We start from the raw sequence: 18,834 nt of genomic DNA, 5'->3' as shown, positions 1-18,834 counted from the left end.
CTGACATCTAAAAGAGCTGATAGGCCATTTCACTGCCTTGCCCACGGACCTTATCGATTTTTCCTACCAGCTCTCCCGTCACTTTCAGCGCTTTCGCCGCACCATGTTTGGCCAAATAAGCGGTTTTTTCTCGGCTATCGAGCATTGAGTCCCAATTGTGATGCACGTCACGCGCCAAATAGAGCACGCAAGCCAAACGACGCGATTCCCCGGCTCGATTGGGGTGGTTGACGTGGGCAATTGCATCAATCATGTCCGTCGGAAATTTCCAGCTTTCCGCCAATGCTGCTCCTAACTGCTGGGAGTCGATATCTAACAATTCCTTCTGTACTTCCGTTATATTCTCTCCTTGCTCAACTCGGCGCATGATCTCCACCGCTTTATCCGGCACTAGCGCGTGAATCATTAACTCACCAATGTTGTGTAATACCCCAGTGGTGAACGTTTCGTTAGGGTCTAATTTCACATTCTTCGCAATCGTGCTAGCGATCATGGACACTTCAAAGGTATTCGACCAATAATCTTTCAGGTTCAAGGTGGCCAGCTTTGGAAAAGTGGTCGAAAGAATGGATGAAGACACCAAGGTTCGAATCGCTCCCCCGCCAACGCGAATGATCGCATCATTGATGGTAGATACCCCCTTCACACCACCAAAGTGTGCAGAGTTGGCCATTCTCAGTACCCGTGCACTCAGTACTTGATCCATTGACATCTTGCGCGATAACTCTCCAAAATCAATCGTTTCTCGGTTCACCATCTCCAGCAATTCTTGCAAAACACTTTCTATACGTGGTAACTCGTTGATCCGAGAAATTAGCGCATCATGACTCATGCATCACTCCTGAACGTTATCGTTATTCGTCTCATTAATATAGGACAAGTTGACTCAGTTGAGGGAGAAATAACCAGATTTCCGTAGTAATAATCTGTCGAAATTGGAGCGGCTAGCAAACTCGATCTTTGCCTATCTTGAGCCATACTAATCTTATCAGGCGAAGACATGTAATCTTGGGTGAGCAGAAGGAGCGTGATATGAATTTTGAAACTCATGGCTACTTTGTTAATTCAGTTCGCGACGGTATTTATCTGATTCACCCACATGGCTCATGGAATGATGTAGATGGGAAAGCACTGATCGATGACATGACAGAAAAAACCCTGCAGCTACAAGGCTCGCCGTGGGGCATTCATGTCGATTTACGTGACTGGGCGCTGTGTACACCCGACGTCTGGGAGATGTTTAAAGCCTTTATCCCGTTTATGGTTGCACGTGACCTGAAGTTTCAAGCCGTTGTCACCTGCCCGGAAACCCAGATCATCCAGCAACATTTGATGGGCGATTTGTTCAAGGAGGTACCGCAAATGTATTGGCAGGTCTTCACCGATGAAGACTTAGCTTTTCAATGGTGCCAAGAGCAACTTAAACGTTGGTAACACTTCTATTTGCATGTCTAAATAAGCGAACTTTATTTTTCTACACAATTTAGCACCGCTGACCAGCGGCATACCCACTCGACCAGCACCATTGGAAGTTGTAGCCCCCTAGCCAACCGGTCACATCCAGCACTTCGCCAATAAAATACAACCCAGGCACGGATTTGCACTCCATCGTCTTCGACGAGATAGCATCGGTATCAACGCCACCTAAGGTCACTTCTGCAGTGCGGTAGCCTTCAGTGCTATTGGGTTTGATCGCCCAATTTTCTAGCTGCGTTTTGATCTCATCAAATTCTTTCGGATTGTATTGCTTCAGTGGTTTATCTTGCAGTTGCTTACGCTCGATTAACACTTCAACAAAACGCTTAGGTAGCACTTTAGCTAAAGTATTTTTTAAGCTCTGATTAGGATGCTTTTCTCGACTGCTGGTCAATAGCTCTTCTACATCCGTATCCGGCACAAGATTAATGGTGACGTTCTGGCCTGCTTTCCAATAGGAAGAGATCTGCAATACGGATGGTCCAGACAAGCCACGGTGCGTGAACAGCATTGCCTCTCGAAAAACAGTGCCATCCTCAGCATTCATTTCAACCGGGATCGCGATACCTGATAGCTCAGCGAAATCTTCTTTATCTTGCGTGTGCAATGTAAATGGTACTAGCCCAGCCGTGGTCGGCATTACCGTGAGACCAAACTGCTCAGCGATTTTATAACCAAATGGTGTTGCCCCCAGCTTAGGCATAGAGAGTCCGCCAGTCGCCACAACCAGTGACTGGCAGTGAACTTTTTCGGTACCGATGTGCACCGCAAAGCCATTGTCTAATGGCTCAATATGGTGGACGTCGGCCTGATAGCGCTGTTCAATTAAAGTGTCATCACACTCAGCCAATAGCATCTTCACGATGTCCTTGGCGGAGTCTAAACAAAATAACTGGCCATGATCTCGCTCTTCAAATTCAATTTGATGCTCTCCAACCATACCGATGAAATCCCAGTTAGTGTACTGAGAAAGAGCCGATTTGACGAAGTGAGGATTTTGACACAGGTAATGACTTGCCGAGACATCATAATTAGTAAAGTTGCACCGTCCGCCACCGGAAATTAAAATTTTCCGACCGGGCTTTTTACCGTGATCAACCACTAATACGCGACGACCGCGCTTTGCCGCTTCAGCTGCACACATTAAGCCCGCAGCACCTGCACCAACAATGACCACATCAACACTTTTACTCATGATATTCGCTCAGCAAGAACCATAAAAAAAGGATGTGCGGGTGCACATCCTTGCCAATTCGGCGCTAGTGTAACGAGAAAGATCGATGTTGACAATTTAATGCCACATCAAAGCATAAAGGCGACCACTAGAGTCAAACTCAATAACAGTGCCGATATAACAAACAACTCCCTCACCCGCGCACATTTATGCGTAAACAACTCATCATGATGGTGGTGATATTCTTTACTTTTCAAATAGTGATAGAGGCGAACTTGTTTGGACACATTACCATGTGTGGTAAAAAATCCCCCCCCATCGACTTGCTGATACAATAAAGGATGAGCTTCACGCATAATGTAAATCAAAGACCGCAATGCGCTCAGGTATCTTGCGACGTTAATGACGGTCACAAGCGTAAGCGCAAATAAAATGGTTTCTCCACTGATCATCTTTCCCTCCCTACATCGACTATCCATGCCTGACTGAAAAGATGATCGCAGCGATATTACACGCTACGCAGCAGGGGCATCCATAATAGACGATGAGCCTTCTTTAGCCATAACCGCTAGATCCTTATCAATGAAGAACAACGCTTTGCCGTCTTCACCAACCAGTTCCAGCTTATCTAAGATCCCTTTAAACAATTTCTCTTCTTCGTGTTGCTCTGATACATACCATTGAAGGAAACTGAACGTTGAGTAATCTTGTGACGTAAACGCTACGTGAGCCAGCTTGTTGATTTTCTCTGTAATCATCTGCTCATGCTCAAACGTTAAGCGAAATACGTCCCCTAAACTGGAAAACTCGTGCTGAGGAGCCTCTATGGTACCAACGATCGGCATAGCGCCAGTTTCACTCACATAAGTAAACAACCGTTGCATATGCTGCATTTCTTCTACTGAATGTTGACGAAGAAATTCAGCCGCCCCCTCAAAACCTTTGTCTTCACACCAAGCACTCATTTGTAAGTATAGATTGGATGAAAAAAATTCTAGATTAATTTGTTGATTTAGATGTTCTACCATCGCATTAGACAACATCGAAAGTCTCCTATTTCATTTACTTGACGGTAGCTTTGCCGCCGATATTGCCGCTAACGATACCATCTTGCATGATGAATGTGTAACTGAGATCACAACGACAAAATGGAATCTTCAGCAATGATAGGCTGAATACAAATGAATCATATAAAGGATTACGCTATGAGCTATCAACACATTTTAGTCGCCGTTGACCTATCAAACGACAGTGATTATTTAGTCAAAAGAGCGGTCGAGCTGGCTAAACCCCTTAATGCGGAGCTTTCTTTCATCCACATCGATGTGAGCTACGCCGAAGTCTATACAGGACTGATTGATATTAACTTGGCTGAAACCCAAAACCAGACAATGAAATCGTCCCAGCAGCACTTGCAGAAAATGGCCGATAGAGCTCAATATCCGGTCAAACACACTCTTGTGGGCAGCGGAGATTTGGGCAACGAACTCTGTGACACCATTACAGAGTTCAATATTGACCTTCTTGTTTGTGGCCACCACCAAGATTTCTGGAGCAAATTTATTTCCTCAACCAAGCAGCTGATTAACTGCTCCCCAGTCGACATGCTTGTTGTACCACTGAAAGACTGACGCATTGGCTAAACTAGGCTAAACTTGCTCATTTTTAATACTCAAGATAGAAATTATGGGCTACTTATATACGATGACGCTCGTCTGGGCGTTTTCGTTTAGTTTAATTGGCGAATATTTGGCGGGCCAAGTTGATGCTTGGTTCTCAGTATTGATACGAATCGCGCTGGCAGCGTTAGTGTTTTTGCCATTTTTGCGCTTTCGCGGCATCAGTAAAAAGTTGATATTGTCATTGATGGCGATCGGTGGCATTCAGCTTGGCTTAATGTACGGCTTCTATTACCAATCATTTTTACTACTTTCTGTACCGGAAGTACTGCTTTTCACCATCCTTACTCCGTTTTATGTCACCTTACTGTATGACTTGATGAAAGGACAATTCTCGCCTTGGTATCTTGTCACGGCTTTTGTGGCGGTGCTGGGCGCGGCGGTAATTAAATACTCAGCCATCAGTTCACACTTCTTATTGGGCTTTCTCGTCGTGCAAGGCGCGAATATTTGCTTTGCCATCGGCCAAGTAAGCTATAAGCATCTGATGGAAAAACAGCCTAACTCTCTTCCTCAGCATCATATTTTTGGCTACTTTTATCTCGGCGCTTTGTGTGTCGCTTTGATCGCCTTTACTTGGTTAGGTGATAGTAGCAAACTGCCCACCAGCATCACTCAGTGGGGGATATTGACGTATCTCGGGGTGATCGCATCTGGGCTTGGCTATTTTATTTGGAACCGAGGAGCCTGTAAGGTGAACGCTGGCGCGCTAGCGGTCATGAATAACGCTCTAGTTCCCGCCGGGCTTATCGTCAATCTCGTCATATGGAACCACGACGTAAACTTGCCAAAACTGCTGTTGGGCGGCGCACTGATCGCCTTCTCATTGTGGTTTAACGAAACTTGGGTGAAAAGAAAGGTCGCGCAAAAACGCCAAACATTGACCTAACCCTTTAGCCTATGCTCGCCTTTCAGCAATAGGGCTCAAAGGCGAGTAATATCAAAATGTAAGCACTCACCATCCTTGAAAGCCAGCAGGATCAAACTACTTAGCTACGAAACTCTCAGCTAGAACACTCAATTAAAAAGAGCGCGGCAGTATAAGCCTTCACTAAGGTGTGTCTAACGTCATTGCCGCCAAAACATACACGTCAAATCGGTTCTTCTTGGTAGCAATCGACATGCTTGGTTCACGGCCCGAAAGCCAAGGCGCATAATCAGGCCTTTTCACCACAACTCTTTTTTTGGCCAACGTAAGCGCATCAGACAACAGATCGTCGGCATCCAAATCTTCTCCAACCAAGGTTTGAAATACACGCATTTCTTTTTTCACCAGCGCTGACTTTTTCTTATTCACGGGGTGCGGATACATAGGGTCGAGATAGACGACATCTGGCTGAACGATTGAATTGGGTTGTGCTAGCGCTTGATGGCTCGACGCGCAATATAACGACATGCGCTCACTCACCCAAGCCCCAATCTCAGCATCAACCTTTGCTCGCTCCAAGCCGTCGAACAACAACGCCGCCACTACTGGGTGACGCTCAACCATTTGTACCTGACAACCTAAAGACGCAAACACAAACGAATCACGCCCCAGCCCAGCAGTGCCATCTAAAATGATCGGCGCCGCGCCTTTATTTAAGCCAACGGCTTTTGCGATCGATTGACCTTTACCACCACCAAACTTGCGCCTGTGGGCAACCGCCCCAGCGACAAAATCAACGACGATCGCACCCAATTTAGGCTCATCGAGTTTTTTTAACGCAAGCTTTTCGCCATTGTCTACAAGAGCAAATTGAGCGGCATCATCCTGTTGGAGGCCGAATCTGTCGGCTAATTCGCTTAAGTAGTTGGGTCTAGTGTCGCTTTCAGATATCAGCTTGATCAGCAAAGCCATCTCCGCTTGTAATTTTTATTGAGAACAGTGCAGTGTACAAAATAATAAGCTAGCACACTAACGAGAAATGCTAGACTAGCCGGACCAATAAGACCAATGGCTCTATGCATTCGCCCATCGAGGTTGTTATATGACTGAAACGAATACCAAGATAGATGACTTGGACAAAGCTATTTTAAAAACGCTAATGGACGACGCGCGCACACCTTACGCGGAGATGGCCAAACGCTTTCAAGTCAGCCCGGCAACCATTCATGTACGTATTGAAAAAATGAAAGCGGCTGAGGTTATTCTAAAAACGGAAGTCGTGGTCGATACGAAAAAGCTCGGATATGACGTATGTTGTTTTATTGGTATTAATTTAAACGCAGCGCGCGATTACCATTCTGCGCTGGAAAAACTCAATGCACTAGAAGAAGTTGTTGAGGCGTACTATACCACTGGAGCCTACAACGTATTTGTAAAACTCATGTGTCGTTCGATTGAGGAGCTACAGGTGGTCTTACTTAACAAACTCCAAGCCATTGATGAAGTCCGTTCAACAGAGACCTTGATCTCTTTACAGAACCCTATCAGCCGGAACGTAAACCCTTAATTTACATTCACCAGCCGGCACAAAGGTGGTTCAAGGAATAAACTTGGCGTGAAACTAACGGCTTAAATATTTTTGCAGAGCTTCAGCTGAAATCCCCTGATCGGCCAATTGTTTGGCTAACTCTTCAACTTGCTCACCTTTTCGAGATTCGATCACTTGTTGGAACTGAAAAACGATATCTCTGAGTAGGTGCAGCGGAACATTTTTGGCCGCGCTTTGAATGCGCTCACCACTTTGATTACCCAGCTCATTTAACAATTTACCATACATCACTTTATCAGGTGAATCGGTCAATTGCTCAAGAACGCGGGCCATTTTATAAGTAGTCATCGACATGTGTATAAGGTTTCCAATGAATAGATCTAGAATAGAAATTTGCGCCGTTTAACTAAAAAACACACCTCCATAAAGCGCTTAGATACCCAAGACGACGTTATACTTTGGTGTGTTTTCTAGCTCTGAACTAAATATACATCACGCTCTGACGGGATGCCAGTTTCGATAGACATTTGAAAATAAAATGACCAACGCGGGCGCAATAATAAGCATTTGTAGCGCAACCAATAATTGCGGTGCGAGTTGAATCGATTGAATCACATTGAGCACCACGCCAGAGCCACTCATTTGGAATAGCCCTAAAATTGCTGCCGCCGTACCCGCCTTATCACCAAATGGCGCCAAGGCTTGTCCTGCTGCGGAGCCAAGGATTAATGAGCAGCCAACTGAAGAAATAAACACAGGTAGCATAAAAGCGACTGGAAGTGCCGTAGACGTAAATAACGCCATCACAATTGCCGCCAAAACGAGTAAAGTCGTACCAATAATAATAGTCTTATGAACACCTATCCTGTCCATAATTTTTGGAGCCACAATACAAGAGACAATGTTAATAATGGCATTGGCACTAAACCACCATGTGAATTGAACCATCGACAGGCCATATTGTTGCATCAGTATACCCGGCGCTGAGGTGACATACGCTAAAATTGCCGCCATGGCCAACATACACAAACTGGCATGAAATAAAAACGAAGGTGTTTTTACTACCGCCCAGTAACGCTCGATATGAAAAACGGATTGAGTACTTTGAGATTGGTTACTTTCACGCATAGTGAACAGCATCAATATGAAAATAATCACCGCGAAACTTGCCATAAAGCTAAAGTTACTACGCCAGCCGAAGTGCCAAGTAATCCAACTGCCCAAGATCGGGGCCAATGCAGGAATGAAACAAATAGCCCCATTGAGGTAGCTGATCATTTTTCCGCTTCGCTCAGGACCAAATAAGTCCCTTACCGTCGCAAACGCCGCGACCGAGGTCGCGCAAGCACCGAGCCCTTGTAACAGGCGCGCAGCCAGCAACCAGTTAATATCGTGCGCAACTGACGCAAGCGCCGCGCTCAGGCCGTATATGGACACGCCCACGAGAGCAATTGCTTTGCGTCCAAACTTATCCGCGAGTGGACCGGCAAACAATTGACCAACGCCCATAGAGAATAAGAACCAAGTGATGGTGTCTTGAGTCATCGCAGTCGTCACTGACAAATCTTGAGCCATTTTCGGTAGTGCGGGAAGATAAATATCAATAGCGAGTGGGCTAAATAGCACCAACAGAATCAATATTGATACTTGGGTCTTATTGGCCGATTGAGAAGGTAACGACAAAGCAATGTTCTCCTGAACGTTAGTTTGATCACATTCTAACTGATTCATGATATGCCTAATAGTGACATATAATCATTAGTGATATTCCCATTAGGAAATTCACAGTGAATATACAGAAACTATCTCGAATTGACCTCAAACTGCTCGTTTGTCTGAACGTATTACTGGATGAGCTCAGTGTCTCTCGAGCCGCACATCGACTGTGCCTCAGCCAATCTGCCGTCAGTAAGTCACTCGCGAAACTCCGCAAGCAGTTTGACGACCCGTTATTTCTACGCAGCTCCCACGGACTCAAACCTACTCCGAAAAGCCTTTTTCTCAAACCTAAACTAGAAGCACTCGTTGGCCAGTTAGAGGCGATTGCTGAGCCCGAGATATTTTGTCCGAACACCAGCGAACACCGCTTTGATATTGCGACTGTAGAGAGTGTTTATCCACTTATTTTCCCTCACTTCCTACCTGCAGTATTTAAACATGGCCCGAAATTATCTGTTTCAACACATCCTTGGACAGAGCAGACCTTTAAGCGCCTACAAATGGGCGAACTGGACCTTGGGATTACAGGCAAAGACATTGATATCAATGACGCTAAGCTAACCTTGTTACCTCCCGATGATATTGTTGAGCTAGAGATCTATCGCGATAAAAATTTATGTGCCGTCAAACGGGACCACCCTATTTTAAGCCTCAACCGTTGGGACTTAGACACCTATTTGTCCCTCCGTCATGTGCAAGTCCGTTATGAAGGAAACGACCGCTGGCTACTGGACTACCGTTTAGCCGACATAGGTCAACAAAGAGACATCGCGATCACTGTCCCTGACTTCAATAGTGCAGCTAGTCTGTGTTCCTATACCGACTTTGCCTTCACAGCGCCCAGCCATTTCATCCACTTAGCGGCAAAACAAATGGACCTCACAATTCTTCCCCTTCCTTTCGACCTCCCCCCCATGGCTTACACCGTATTTTGGCACCGCGATCGAGCCAACGATCCAGCGCTCACTTGGCTTCGAGATGTGATCTGCGACAAAACGTTGCACTTTGGCACAATTGCACCGCAAGGTGAAAAGGAGTAGTTTTAGGGGCCTAATTTGCACACTCTTTTATGCTCAGCCACAATTCACGGCTTGAACAACAAGGACTTTTAATATGCTTGATTCTTTTTCCGCCAAAGTCGATGCGATCCGCACTTGGCTTGCCGACAATAATTACGACGCCTTCATCGTGCCACATGAAGATGAGTATTTGGGTGAGTACATTCCAGCACACAATGAGAGACTGCATTGGCTGACAGGTTTCACCGGTTCTGCGGGTGCCGCTGTGATCACCCACGACCGCGCAGCCATGTTTGTCGACGGGCGCTATACCGTGCAGGTGAAAAAGCAAGTAGATGGTGAGTTATATGAGTATTGCCACTTAGTTGAACAGCCGCCACTGGACTGGATTCGTCAAAGTTTAGCCAAAGACGCTATCATTGCATGCGATCCACGTATGCATACCGCGAATTGGTATCAAGGAGCGCTAACAAAACTTGCACAGCAACAACAGTTAGTCACGGTGGCTGAGAACCCGATTGACCTTTACTGGGCCGACCGACCAACCCCAGCTCTCACCGATATGCGATTAATGTCAATCGATAAAGTCGGAGTGTCATGCCAAGAAAAACGCCAACGCATCGGAAGCGTGGTTGCTGATTCAGGTGCAGATTGCGCCGTAATTACAGCCCTAGACTCAGTATGCTGGCTATTGAACATTCGTGGTATGGATGTGTCTCGGCTACCAGTGTTATTGTCGCACGCTATTTTGCATAACAATGGCGACGTGCAGTTTTTCATTGAATCTTCTCGCGTTAATGATGCGTTTGCTGGACACGCTGGCGCCGGCGTATCAGTTTATTCTCCTGAAGAATATGGATCCGTTTTGCAGACATTGAAAGGTAAACAAGTCAGTATCGATCCTAGCACCAGCAATGCTTGGCTAAGTATGACGCTTGAACAAGCCGACGCGAAAATCATCGCAACCCAAGATCCATGCGCACTCGTGAAAGCTGCCAAGAATTCAGTTGAGATCGAAGGAATGAAAGCTAGTCATATTCGAGATGGTGTCGCAATGGCCAAATTCTTATCTTGGCTCGACAGTGAAGTTTCCGCGGGCAAACTTCATGATGAAGCTACTTTATCGGACAAAGTGCAAGCGTTCCGCTTTGAAGACCCTAATTTGGTCGATTTAAGCTTCGATACCATTTCAGCGGCTGGCAGCAATGCCGCCATGTGCCATTACAATCATAATAACCAGCCAGAATCTACCTACTTAGAAATGAACTCACTCTACCTATTAGATTCAGGTGGGCAATACTTAGATGGCACAACAGATATCACACGCACCATAGCAATTGGTCATCCGTCTTCAGATATGATCAACCAGTTTACCTTGGCATTAAAGGGGCATATTGGAGTTACGACGGCTCGCTTCCCGAAAGGGACTTGTGGTCACCAAATCGATACCCTTGCCCGACAGCACTTATGGGCACAAGGGTACGACTACGATCATGGAACTGGACACGGTGTAGGTCATTTTCTCAGCGTACATGAAGGGCCACAGAGCATTTCTAAGCGTTACGTAAATGTTCCGCTGTTACCTGGAATGGTGCTGTCAAATGAACCTGGATATTACCGTGCTGACGCCTTCGGTATTCGTATTGAAAACCTAGAGCTAGTCGTGGAGAAAGAAACCAACGGTGATTTCCCAGTCCTCACATTTGAGCCTTTGACGCGTTGTCCGATTGACCAGCGAAATATTAATACTGAGTTGCTTTCAGATGCAGAGATAGCATGGCTCAATCGTTATCATCAACAAGTTTGGAGTGACATTAGCCCACTAGTATCCGGCGACGTTAAAGCTTGGTTAGAACAGGCAACAGCGACGCTTACAAGGTAATACAAGTGGGTTAGATTAAGGATGATCAAAGTGGAAACGCACTAAACGCACTAAACTGTACAGCTCCTAAGTACAAACTGAAAAAGCGGCGCACCATCAGCGCCGCTTTTAAATCTAAGTACCTAAATCTAAGTGCCTAAACCTAAACATCGATGTTTCACGTGAAACAATTCACCCAGAATAACTCGAATGCCAATCTTGCCAGACCGGAGCAAATCCATTTTTCCTGATCATAGCTTCAATCTCTTGGGTTGAACGCTCGTCAGAAATCTCAAACTGCTCCAGCTCTTCACTAGCAGATGCATACCCGCCCGGCTGGGTTTTAGATGCAGCCGACATACTAGTAATACCGAGTGGCAATATGTTATCTCGGAAAATTGGTGCCTCACGAGTTGATAAAGAGAGTTCGACATCGTGACTGAACAACCGATAGGCGCAGATTAACTGCACCAACTGACGATCAGACATCTCTGATTTCGGCTTCAGGCTTCCTTCACACGGACGCAAGCGAGGAAACGAAATGGAGTATCTTGTTTGCCAGTAGGTACGCTGAAGGTAATCTAGATGCTCGGCAACATACAAGCTGTCAGTCCGCCAATCCTCAAGACCAATCAATGCCCCTATACCTATTTTGTCTATGCCCGCCTTCGCTAATCTATCTGCGGTATCTAAGCGATAATAGAAGTCTTGCTTCTTTCCACGTAGGTGATGCTTGGCATAGGTCGATGGGTGATATGTTTCCTGATAAACCATCACGGCATCGAGTCCAAGCGCCTTCAACTCTTCGTAGTCAGTCTGATCGAGAGGCTGCACTTCCATTGCTACATAGCTAAACTCGTTTTTAATCACAGGTAGCGCACGAGAAAAATACTCCATACCGACTTTAGTTTCGTGCTCACCCGTTACCAGTAGCACACTATCAAACTTCATCTTTTTGATCGCATGCGCCTCAGCAGAGATTTCAGTCTCATTCAACGTCTTGCGTTTGATTCGGTTCTCCATCGAAAATCCACAATACGTGCAGGCATTTGAGCAAAGATTTGAAAGATAAAGTGGTATGTACATAGACACGGTATGACCAAATCTCTGTCGCGTTAACGCTGCTGACCTTTGTGCCATGCGCTCTAAGTAAGGTTCTGCCGCGGGTGAAATCAGCGCCTTAAAATCCTCTAAAGTCAATGAGGTTTTACTTAACGCAATTTCAACATCGTGAGACGTCTTGCCATAAATAGACAAATAAGTATCGTCCCAATTGAGCTGATTAAATCTATTTACGAAGCTCATTATATGCCCTATTTATCCAGGAATGCTGTTAACGGGCTAGATGCACTAGCAAGAGAAACTTGCCCCGCCAAACCAGCTTCATAGGCCATGCGGCCAGCTTCAACCGCATACTTGAATGCCAATGCCATTTTTGTCGGGTCGCTGGCAGCAGCAATCGCTGTGTTGACTAATACCGCATCGGCACCCATTTCCATCGCCTGAGCGGCATGGGACGGCGCCCCGATTCCAGCATCCACGATAACTGGGACGTTTGCCTGTTCAATAATAATTTTAAGAAACTCGCGCGATGCCAATCCCTTGTTACTACCGATTGGTGAGCCAAGAGGCATAACAGCTGCGCAGCCAACCTCCTCCAATCTTTTGGCCAATACAGGGTCGGCGTGACAGTATGGCAAAACGGTGAATCCTTCCTTAGCCAGTTGTTCCGCAGCGAGCAAGGTTTCGATGGGGTCAGGCATCAGATATCTTGGGTCAGGATGAATCTCAAGTTTAACCCAATTCGTTCCGAGCGCCTCCCGTGTTAAATGCGCAGCATAGATTGCATCTTGAGCGTTTTTCGCCCCAGAAGTATTTGGGAGTAACTTAATTGAATTCTCGACTAAAGGAGACAGAATGTCATCACTATGTTGAGCTTCGAGATCAACCCTTTTCAGGGCCATTGTGGCCATTTGAGAACCAGAAGCAGTAATGGCGGCTGACATAACCTCACTATTGCTAAACTTTCCCGTGCCTGTAAATAAACGCGACGAAAATTGAAAATCATTAATACATAACATGTTCACCCACCTGCAATCGCTTGAAACAACGAAATTACATCGCCTTGAGAAACGACTTTATCATCCCATTCTGTTGCAGGGACAATCTGGCCGTTGACTGCGCAAACCACACCCAGTTTAGGTAGGTTAAACGCTGTGATAACATCCTTGATACTGGAATTTGGCTGCGCCTCTCTTGCAATACCATTGATAGCGAAACTAATTGGATTCATACTCTGCCCTCTCCATAAGGCCGTTTTCGTCTCCGCACACTGGGCAAGTAATTACCTTGGGAATGTTGAGTTTTTGCCAGTCAAACATCTGCCCATCGAACAGATGTAACGTGCTTACCGAAACCCTCGCTTCGCCTAACACTAGCTTTTGCAACGCCGCGACTGCCTGTAAGTTTCCCATGACCCCCACCACCGGACCGACCACCCCAAGCTCACTACATTTAGTTTTGACGGGAATATCATCAAATGGGTATAAGCACCGGTAACAGCCAGCAGATTCATCATCGCAGTAGCTAAACATTGCAAATTGCCCCTGCCAACCAATCGAGGCTCCGCTAATCAGCGTGGTGCGTTGTTCATAACAAACAAGGTTAGTTAGCTGACGAGAAGGAAAGTTATCCGTGCAATCCAGTACTATATCTGCGAGCATCACTTCCATTTCAAGCTGAGACTTTTCCATACGACGTCGCACTGTTCTAACTCGGACGTCAGGATTTAGCAGGGTTATCTGCTTCGCGAGCGCGGTAGTTTTAAGCTCCTCGAGATCACTACGACGAAATGCGACTTGCCGGTGTAAATTTGAGGATTCTAGCGTGTCATCATCGCAAAGTACCATTTGCCCAACGCCAGCCGCGGCGAGATATAGAGCAGCTGCGCAACCAAGACCTCCACAGCCTATGATTAGCACCTTACTATTAAGTAACGTCTGCTGACCGTGTTCACCGAACTCCTCTAGCGCAACTTGTCTTTGATATCGTAAAAACTGCTGATCAGAGAGCAATGTGGTCCTCCTTGTCGCATTTAATATCGCGACCGCGCTGAGACTCAAGGGCTCTGTTAAAAGATTGGACAGTGCCTTGCAAATCGCTACATTCCGAAAGCGCGCCAATCACCGCGACACTATCCACCCCAGTCGCCCACACTGACGAAACATTGGCTAGATTAATCCCACCAATTGATACTGTTGCTATATTTGAATTGGAGTACTCAGCCACTAAATGATTAAATGCCCTCAATTTGGCGATCCCTTGAGGACGAGCTAACACCTGTTTGGTTTGGGTAAAAAATATTGGACCGACCGCGATGTAACTAGGGTTAAAATCCAGCGCCGAAAGTAATTCAAAATAACTGTGTGTAGAAACGCCAAGCGCAAGGCCGGACTCTAGAATCTGTTCAAGATTTGAATCAATAAGATCCTCCTGCCCCAGGTGAACTCCGAAAGCGGAATACTTAATCGCAAGTTTCCAATAATCATTAATGAATAGCTGAGCATTAAACCGCTTACCGAGTCCTATAGCATCCTCAACTTGTCGCTCGACTAGCTCAACTGGCAAATTTTTGATTCGGAATTGGATCGTTGTTACGCCTAACTGAAGTAAACGTTGTAGCTGTTCTATACTGTCAACAATGGGGTAAAGGGTTAGCCTATTCTTATCTACTCGAGGAAAGCTGTTATAGATATTCATAGATTCACGTAGAATTTTAGTATCACTCGCCGTAACCAATGGAAAATCCTTGGTAGACTTTGGCCATGTTTCACGTGAAACATAGCACAGCGCATTCGATAAAATGAGCGCATCATCTATTGAAAATTCAACCGATAACAACGACAGCAACCAGCAAAAATGCTGCTTCGGTTGAATAATTGTAAGTGAACATGCAGAAGCTTCAGTTCTTGTAGAGTGCTTGACTACCCCCTCACTCATCCATACGTCATAAGTAGATAATCCCATTTCGTCGCCAACGCCAATATAGACTTGCTGAGACGTAGAGGTCACGTGCTTCTGCGCTTCGCTAAAAGAGGGCGACGAAAATGAAGGATAAGATATTAAATAGTCAACTTGACTTAGACCTGTGCCACAACCAACGATATCTGAGGTCAATCGGAGAGTGCGCTGAGATTGACCTCCACAACGAAGAACAAAGCATTCAGTTGGGCTGATGCCCAACTGAATGTCTGCTACGCAAAAGCCTTGCGCACCAACAGACAATAAACATCGTTGCAGCTCACCAGTCCATTCTTTGTAATTAGATGGGACTAGGATTTCCACTGCCTAGTCCTCGATATCTGCTGTGTTAGCCTTAACGTCAGCGGCTGGATGGTACAGCTCCGAACCTGACGCCAAAAATTCTTGTGACTTTTGTTTCATCCCTTCAAGAGGGTCGTCAATCATCTTAATAGACAGAGCTTCATCAATAAGCTTTGTGCCATTAGTCTTGGCGTACTCACGCACTTCTTGGGAAATTTTCATGGAACAGAATTTCGGTCCGCACATCGAACAAAAGTGTGCGACCTTTCCAGACTCCTGTGGAAGAGTCTCATCATGAAAAGCTTGCGCAGTGTCTGGGTCGAGAGACAAGTTAAATTGATCCTGCCAACGAAACTCAAAGCGTGCTTTGGATAGAGCATTGTCTCGGATTTGAGCACCCGGATGACCTTTAGCTAAATCTGCTGCGTGAGCGGCTAACTTATAGGTTATTAAACCCGTTTTTACGTCATCTTTATTAGGTAGGCCAAGGTGTTCTTTCGGCGTCACGTAGCAAAGCATCGCACAGCCATACCAACCGATCATGGCGGCACCGATACCAGAAGTAATATGATCATAACCCGGCGCGATATCTGTGGTTAGTGGCCCTAGAGTATAGAAAGGTGCTTCATGGCAATGTTCAAGTTGCAAATCCATATTCTCTTTGATCATATGCATAGGAACGTGACCTGGGCCCTCAATGATGACTTGAACATCATATTCCCAAGCAATTTTGGTTAATTTACCTAGCGTCATCAGTTCGGCAAATTGCGCTTCATCGTTAGCATCGGCAATTGATCCCGGACGAAGTCCATCGCCAAGAGATAAGGCTACGTCATACTTGGCACAAATTTCACAGATTTCGCGGAAGTTCGTATAAAGAAAACTTTCTTGATGATGTGCCAAACACCACTTCGCTATAATAGAACCGCCTCTAGAAACAATACCTGTCACACGTTTTGCAGTCATAGGTACGTAGCGCAGTAACAACCCAGCATGAATGGTAAAGTAATCAACACCTTGCTCAGCTTGCTCAATGAGCGTGTCGCGCATCACATCCCAATTTAAATTCTCTGCAACGCCGTTGACCTTCTCCAAGGCTTGATACATTGGTACCGTACCGATCGGCACAGGACTGTTACGGAGAATCCACTCGCGGGTTTCGTGAATGTTGCGCCCCGTCGATAGATCCATGACCGTATCACCACCCCAGCGTGTGGCCCACACCAATTTCTCTACTTCTTCTTCTATCGACGAGCTAACCGATGAGTTACCAATATTAGCGTTCACTTTCACCAAAAAATTGCGGCCAATAATCATAGGCTCTGATTCAGGGTGATTGATATTGGATGGTATAATCGCGCGACCTTCCGCGACTTCCTGACGTACGAACTCAGGAGTGATTTCTTTAGGTAGATTGGCACCAAAACCAACACCTGGGTGCTGAATATTCAACTGTTCATCCGAATACTTCTTGCGACCCATATTCTCTCGAATCGCAATGTACTCCATTTCAGGCGTGATAATACCTTGGCGAGCATAGTGCAATTGAGTAACACACTGGCCGTTTTTAGCTTGTCGCACTCTAGGTAGGTTACCGTAGCGAAGGTCATCTAACGTTTCGTCATCTAAGCGTTCACGAGTATAGGTAGAGCTCACGCTGCTGAGAACGTGCGTGTCACTTCGAGAGTCAATCCACTGCTCACGAACCTTAGGTAGCCCTTGATATAGGTCGACGTGATGCTGAGGATCAGTATAGACGCCAGAAGTATCGTAAACGCGAATAGGCTCGTTAGGTTCAAAGATTGGATTATCTTTACCGCCACCGATCAAGCTGTCCGCGAGGCTAATCTCCCGCATTGGCACTTGGATATCTTGGCGACTTCCTTCGACATAGACTTTTTGAGAGTTAGGGTACGATTCTACAGACAAAGAGTCGATGAACTGCTTTGCTTCTAATCTGGATTGTTTACGGCTCGACATAGCATTTCCTTGTTGATTTTATAACAAAAATGCTTGACGGATGGATGCTACAAGAAGAAACCCTTATTAGAAAAATAAGGTATATGGTGACAGGAAACCAATAATAAATTGGTTGAATCTTCTCTTGTTTCCTTCGCAGGTATTAGCCTGATCAGGTTCAACGGATCCCGGGTTAACGGTCTCAGCCATGTGGCACTCCGACAAGTGAAGTTATTATATGAAATTAATCCAGATTAACCAGCTTATTCATTATTTTTGTGACAATTTCTATGAGCGAGTAAGCAATTGAAAACCAACCCAAGTAGCTGAGATGCTTAATACAACGTTCAACATAACGTTTAGGCCCATTTTCATAAAGGCCCCCTGTTGAATCATGGTGACATTGTCCATTGAAAAGGTAGAGAAGGTAGTTAATGCGCCAAGAAAACCTAGACCGATAATTTGTCTCCAAGGTTCAGTCGCTAACAACTCCGTCTCAAACGCTGCAACCAACAGGCCCATGATAAAAGATCCGACTACATTGACCGTCAATGTGCCATAAGGAAAGCCGCGCCCAAATAACATGGCGCACAACTCAGCCACTAAATACCTTGAACAAGCACCAAAAGCTCCGCCGAGTCCAATACTGGCTAATACATAAAACTGATTCATACTTCATCCCCTAAATAATTAATCGTATTCTATCGGATAGGGTTCACAATGTGACCACTCAAACTAAGATTGAGTGATATCGAATAGAAAATGGGTAGGTATAATTTTGATTTTAAACGCAAAAAACCCCAGTCTTTCGACTGGGGTTTCTAATAAGTGGCGGAGTGGACGGGACTCGAACCCGCGACCCCCGGCGTGACAGGCCGGTATTCTAACCAACTGAACTACCACTCCGCAGCGGTATTTTTACCCTAAATAAAGTCTTATGGTTAGATTGCTTTATTCAGGTTTGTCTTGGGTCTGTAACCTAAGACGGTATTAAAGCCTGGCGATGTCCTACTCTCACATGGGGAAACCCCACACTACCATCGGCGCTATTGCGTTTCACTTCTGAGTTCGGCATGGAATCAGGTGGGTCCACAATGCTATGGTCGCCAAGCAAATGCTTAAATTCGGAAAGCTGGCTTTAAAAGTTCGTCACACATTCAATTCGTTCTTGGCTTTGAGTCCACAAAACCCCTTAGGTGTTGTATGG

20 protein-coding genes, 1 tRNA gene, 1 rRNA gene and 1 riboswitch are annotated in these 18,834 nt (G+C 45.7%); of the genes, 6 read left to right on the top strand and 16 right to left on the bottom strand.

From position 1 onward, the window contains the following. Positions 1-7: 7 nt before the first annotated feature. Complete coding sequence (locus tag L4C34_RS16025) at positions 8-832, bottom strand: HDOD domain-containing protein (RefSeq protein WP_428790355.1); 825 nt, start codon at positions 830-832, stop codon at positions 8-10. Positions 833-1,032: 200 nt separating this feature from the next. Between L4C34_RS16025 and L4C34_RS16020 the strand changes: the two genes are divergently transcribed. After that, on the top strand, positions 1,033-1,434 hold the full coding sequence (locus L4C34_RS16020; RefSeq protein WP_428790354.1) for a hypothetical protein: 402 nt from the start codon (positions 1,033-1,035) through the stop codon (positions 1,432-1,434). A gap of 49 nt (positions 1,435-1,483) precedes the next feature. Here L4C34_RS16020 and L4C34_RS16015 read toward each other — a convergent pair whose 3' ends face one another. From L4C34_RS16015 to ftnA, 3 genes are all read right to left on the bottom strand, one after another. After that, positions 1,484-2,671, bottom strand: a complete 1,188-nt coding sequence (locus L4C34_RS16015) for a BaiN/RdsA family NAD(P)/FAD-dependent oxidoreductase (RefSeq protein ID WP_428790353.1) — start codon at positions 2,669-2,671, stop codon at positions 1,484-1,486. 107 nt (positions 2,672-2,778) lie between these two features. Next, the gene (gene uspB / locus L4C34_RS16010) at positions 2,779-3,102 is read right to left on the bottom strand and encodes a universal stress protein UspB (RefSeq protein WP_428790352.1); all 324 of its coding nucleotides are present in this window, start codon (positions 3,100-3,102) and stop codon (positions 2,779-2,781) included. 63 nt (positions 3,103-3,165) lie between these two features. Beyond that, positions 3,166-3,693 (bottom strand): non-heme ferritin, encoded by a 528-nt coding sequence (ftnA, locus tag L4C34_RS16005; RefSeq protein ID WP_428790351.1) that lies wholly within the window; start codon positions 3,691-3,693, stop codon positions 3,166-3,168. A gap of 162 nt (positions 3,694-3,855) precedes the next feature. Between ftnA and L4C34_RS16000 the strand changes: the two genes are divergently transcribed. After that, entirely contained in the window at positions 3,856-4,281 is a 426-nt protein-coding gene (locus tag L4C34_RS16000; RefSeq protein ID WP_428790350.1) for a universal stress protein, read from the top strand. Positions 4,282-4,336: 55 nt separating this feature from the next. After that, positions 4,337-5,218: a carboxylate/amino acid/amine transporter gene (locus L4C34_RS15995; protein ID WP_428790349.1), complete on the top strand. Its 882-nt coding sequence runs from the start codon at positions 4,337-4,339 to the stop codon at positions 5,216-5,218. Positions 5,219-5,380: 162 nt separating this feature from the next. Here the strand turns inward: L4C34_RS15995 and L4C34_RS15990 are convergent, their stop codons facing one another. Continuing rightward, on the bottom strand, positions 5,381-6,163 hold the full coding sequence (locus L4C34_RS15990; protein ID WP_428790348.1) for a class I SAM-dependent methyltransferase: 783 nt from the start codon (positions 6,161-6,163) through the stop codon (positions 5,381-5,383). 136 nt (positions 6,164-6,299) lie between these two features. On the opposite strand from L4C34_RS15990, the gene asnC reads away from it, so the two are divergent. Next, positions 6,300-6,764 carry a transcriptional regulator AsnC gene (gene asnC / locus L4C34_RS15985; RefSeq protein ID WP_428790347.1) on the top strand — a complete coding sequence of 155 codons (465 nt, stop codon included), beginning with the start codon at positions 6,300-6,302 and terminating at the stop codon, positions 6,762-6,764. Between the two features lie 54 nt (positions 6,765-6,818). On the opposite strand, the gene tsrA is transcribed toward asnC, so the two are convergent. Both tsrA and L4C34_RS15975 read right to left on the bottom strand, forming a co-directional pair. Then, positions 6,819-7,100 carry an H-NS-like global regulator TsrA gene (gene tsrA, locus L4C34_RS15980; RefSeq protein WP_428790346.1) on the bottom strand — a complete coding sequence of 94 codons (282 nt, stop codon included), beginning with the start codon at positions 7,098-7,100 and terminating at the stop codon, positions 6,819-6,821. A gap of 138 nt (positions 7,101-7,238) precedes the next feature. Next, a complete protein-coding gene (locus tag L4C34_RS15975) occupies positions 7,239-8,477 on the bottom strand; it encodes a multidrug effflux MFS transporter (protein WP_428790345.1) in 1,239 nt (412 codons plus the stop codon). A 56-nt stretch (positions 8,478-8,533) separates the two neighbouring features. Between L4C34_RS15975 and L4C34_RS15970 the strand changes: the two genes are divergently transcribed. Beyond that, on the top strand, positions 8,534-9,505 hold the full coding sequence (locus tag L4C34_RS15970) for a LysR family transcriptional regulator (protein ID WP_428790344.1): 972 nt from the start codon (positions 8,534-8,536) through the stop codon (positions 9,503-9,505). 73 nt (positions 9,506-9,578) lie between these two features. Beyond that, entirely contained in the window at positions 9,579-11,366 is a 1,788-nt protein-coding gene (locus tag L4C34_RS15965; RefSeq protein ID WP_428790343.1) for an aminopeptidase P family protein, read from the top strand. A 171-nt stretch (positions 11,367-11,537) separates the two neighbouring features. Here the strand turns inward: L4C34_RS15965 and thiH are convergent, their stop codons facing one another. The 9 genes from thiH to rrf form a co-directional block, all read right to left on the bottom strand. Then, positions 11,538-12,650: a 2-iminoacetate synthase ThiH gene (gene thiH, locus L4C34_RS15960; protein ID WP_428790342.1), complete on the bottom strand. Its 1,113-nt coding sequence runs from the start codon at positions 12,648-12,650 to the stop codon at positions 11,538-11,540. 8 nt (positions 12,651-12,658) lie between these two features. Beyond that, positions 12,659-13,426, bottom strand: a complete 768-nt coding sequence (locus L4C34_RS15955; protein ID WP_428790341.1) for a thiazole synthase — start codon at positions 13,424-13,426, stop codon at positions 12,659-12,661. Positions 13,427-13,428: 2 nt separating this feature from the next. Beyond that, entirely contained in the window at positions 13,429-13,638 is a 210-nt protein-coding gene (gene thiS, locus L4C34_RS15950; protein WP_428790340.1) for a sulfur carrier protein ThiS, read from the bottom strand. Next, positions 13,625-14,419 carry a HesA/MoeB/ThiF family protein gene (locus L4C34_RS15945; protein ID WP_428790339.1) on the bottom strand — a complete coding sequence of 265 codons (795 nt, stop codon included), beginning with the start codon at positions 14,417-14,419 and terminating at the stop codon, positions 13,625-13,627. The genes thiS and L4C34_RS15945 overlap by 14 nt, the downstream gene beginning before the upstream one ends. After that, positions 14,409-15,689: a thiamine phosphate synthase gene (locus L4C34_RS15940; protein ID WP_428790338.1), complete on the bottom strand. Its 1,281-nt coding sequence runs from the start codon at positions 15,687-15,689 to the stop codon at positions 14,409-14,411. Before L4C34_RS15940 ends, L4C34_RS15945 begins: the two co-directional genes overlap by 11 nt. A gap of 3 nt (positions 15,690-15,692) precedes the next feature. Further along, positions 15,693-17,648: a phosphomethylpyrimidine synthase ThiC gene (gene thiC / locus L4C34_RS15935; RefSeq protein ID WP_428790337.1), complete on the bottom strand. Its 1,956-nt coding sequence runs from the start codon at positions 17,646-17,648 to the stop codon at positions 15,693-15,695. Between the two features lie 111 nt (positions 17,649-17,759). Then, positions 17,760-17,858: riboswitch (TPP riboswitch) on the bottom strand. Positions 17,859-17,915: 57 nt separating this feature from the next. Further along, complete coding sequence (crcB, locus tag L4C34_RS15930; RefSeq protein ID WP_428790336.1) at positions 17,916-18,299, bottom strand: fluoride efflux transporter CrcB; 384 nt, start codon at positions 18,297-18,299, stop codon at positions 17,916-17,918. 157 nt (positions 18,300-18,456) lie between these two features. Continuing rightward, a tRNA-Asp gene (locus L4C34_RS15925) sits at positions 18,457-18,533 on the bottom strand. 89 nt (positions 18,534-18,622) lie between these two features. Next, positions 18,623-18,738 (bottom strand): 5S ribosomal RNA (gene rrf, locus L4C34_RS15920). Between the last annotated feature and the right edge of the window lie 96 nt (positions 18,739-18,834).

The sequence above is a fragment of the Vibrio profundum genome, from assembly GCF_050337555.1.
In the GTDB taxonomy this organism is placed as follows: domain Bacteria; phylum Pseudomonadota; class Gammaproteobacteria; order Enterobacterales; family Vibrionaceae; genus Vibrio; species Vibrio profundum.
This window is presented reverse-complemented; position numbering and strand designations above follow the sequence as displayed.

Excerpts from the sequence above, each read along its gene's own strand:
- L4C34_RS16025 (WP_428790355.1), bottom strand. The coding sequence starts at position 832 with ATGAGTCATGATGCGCTAATTTCTCGGATCAACGAGTTACCACGTATA.
- L4C34_RS16020 (WP_428790354.1), top strand. The coding sequence starts at position 1,033 with ATGAATTTTGAAACTCATGGCTACTTTGTTAATTCAGTTCGCGACGGT.
- L4C34_RS16015 (WP_428790353.1), bottom strand. The coding sequence starts at position 2,671 with ATGAGTAAAAGTGTTGATGTGGTCATTGTTGGTGCAGGTGCTGCGGGC.
- uspB (WP_428790352.1), bottom strand. The coding sequence starts at position 3,102 with ATGATCAGTGGAGAAACCATTTTATTTGCGCTTACGCTTGTGACCGTC.
- ftnA (WP_428790351.1), bottom strand. The coding sequence starts at position 3,693 with ATGTTGTCTAATGCGATGGTAGAACATCTAAATCAACAAATTAATCTA.
- L4C34_RS16000 (WP_428790350.1), top strand. The coding sequence starts at position 3,856 with ATGAGCTATCAACACATTTTAGTCGCCGTTGACCTATCAAACGACAGT.
- L4C34_RS15995 (WP_428790349.1), top strand. The coding sequence starts at position 4,337 with ATGGGCTACTTATATACGATGACGCTCGTCTGGGCGTTTTCGTTTAGT.
- asnC (WP_428790347.1), top strand. The coding sequence starts at position 6,300 with ATGACTGAAACGAATACCAAGATAGATGACTTGGACAAAGCTATTTTA.
- tsrA (WP_428790346.1), bottom strand. The coding sequence starts at position 7,100 with ATGTCGATGACTACTTATAAAATGGCCCGCGTTCTTGAGCAATTGACC.
- L4C34_RS15975 (WP_428790345.1), bottom strand. The coding sequence starts at position 8,477 with ATGAATCAGTTAGAATGTGATCAAACTAACGTTCAGGAGAACATTGCT.
- L4C34_RS15965 (WP_428790343.1), top strand. The coding sequence starts at position 9,579 with ATGCTTGATTCTTTTTCCGCCAAAGTCGATGCGATCCGCACTTGGCTT.
- thiH (WP_428790342.1), bottom strand. The coding sequence starts at position 12,650 with ATGAGCTTCGTAAATAGATTTAATCAGCTCAATTGGGACGATACTTAT.
- L4C34_RS15955 (WP_428790341.1), bottom strand. The coding sequence starts at position 13,426 with ATGTTATGTATTAATGATTTTCAATTTTCGTCGCGTTTATTTACAGGC.
- thiS (WP_428790340.1), bottom strand. The coding sequence starts at position 13,638 with ATGAATCCAATTAGTTTCGCTATCAATGGTATTGCAAGAGAGGCGCAG.
- thiC (WP_428790337.1), bottom strand. The coding sequence starts at position 17,648 with ATGTCGAGCCGTAAACAATCCAGATTAGAAGCAAAGCAGTTCATCGAC.
- crcB (WP_428790336.1), bottom strand. The coding sequence starts at position 18,299 with ATGAATCAGTTTTATGTATTAGCCAGTATTGGACTCGGCGGAGCTTTT.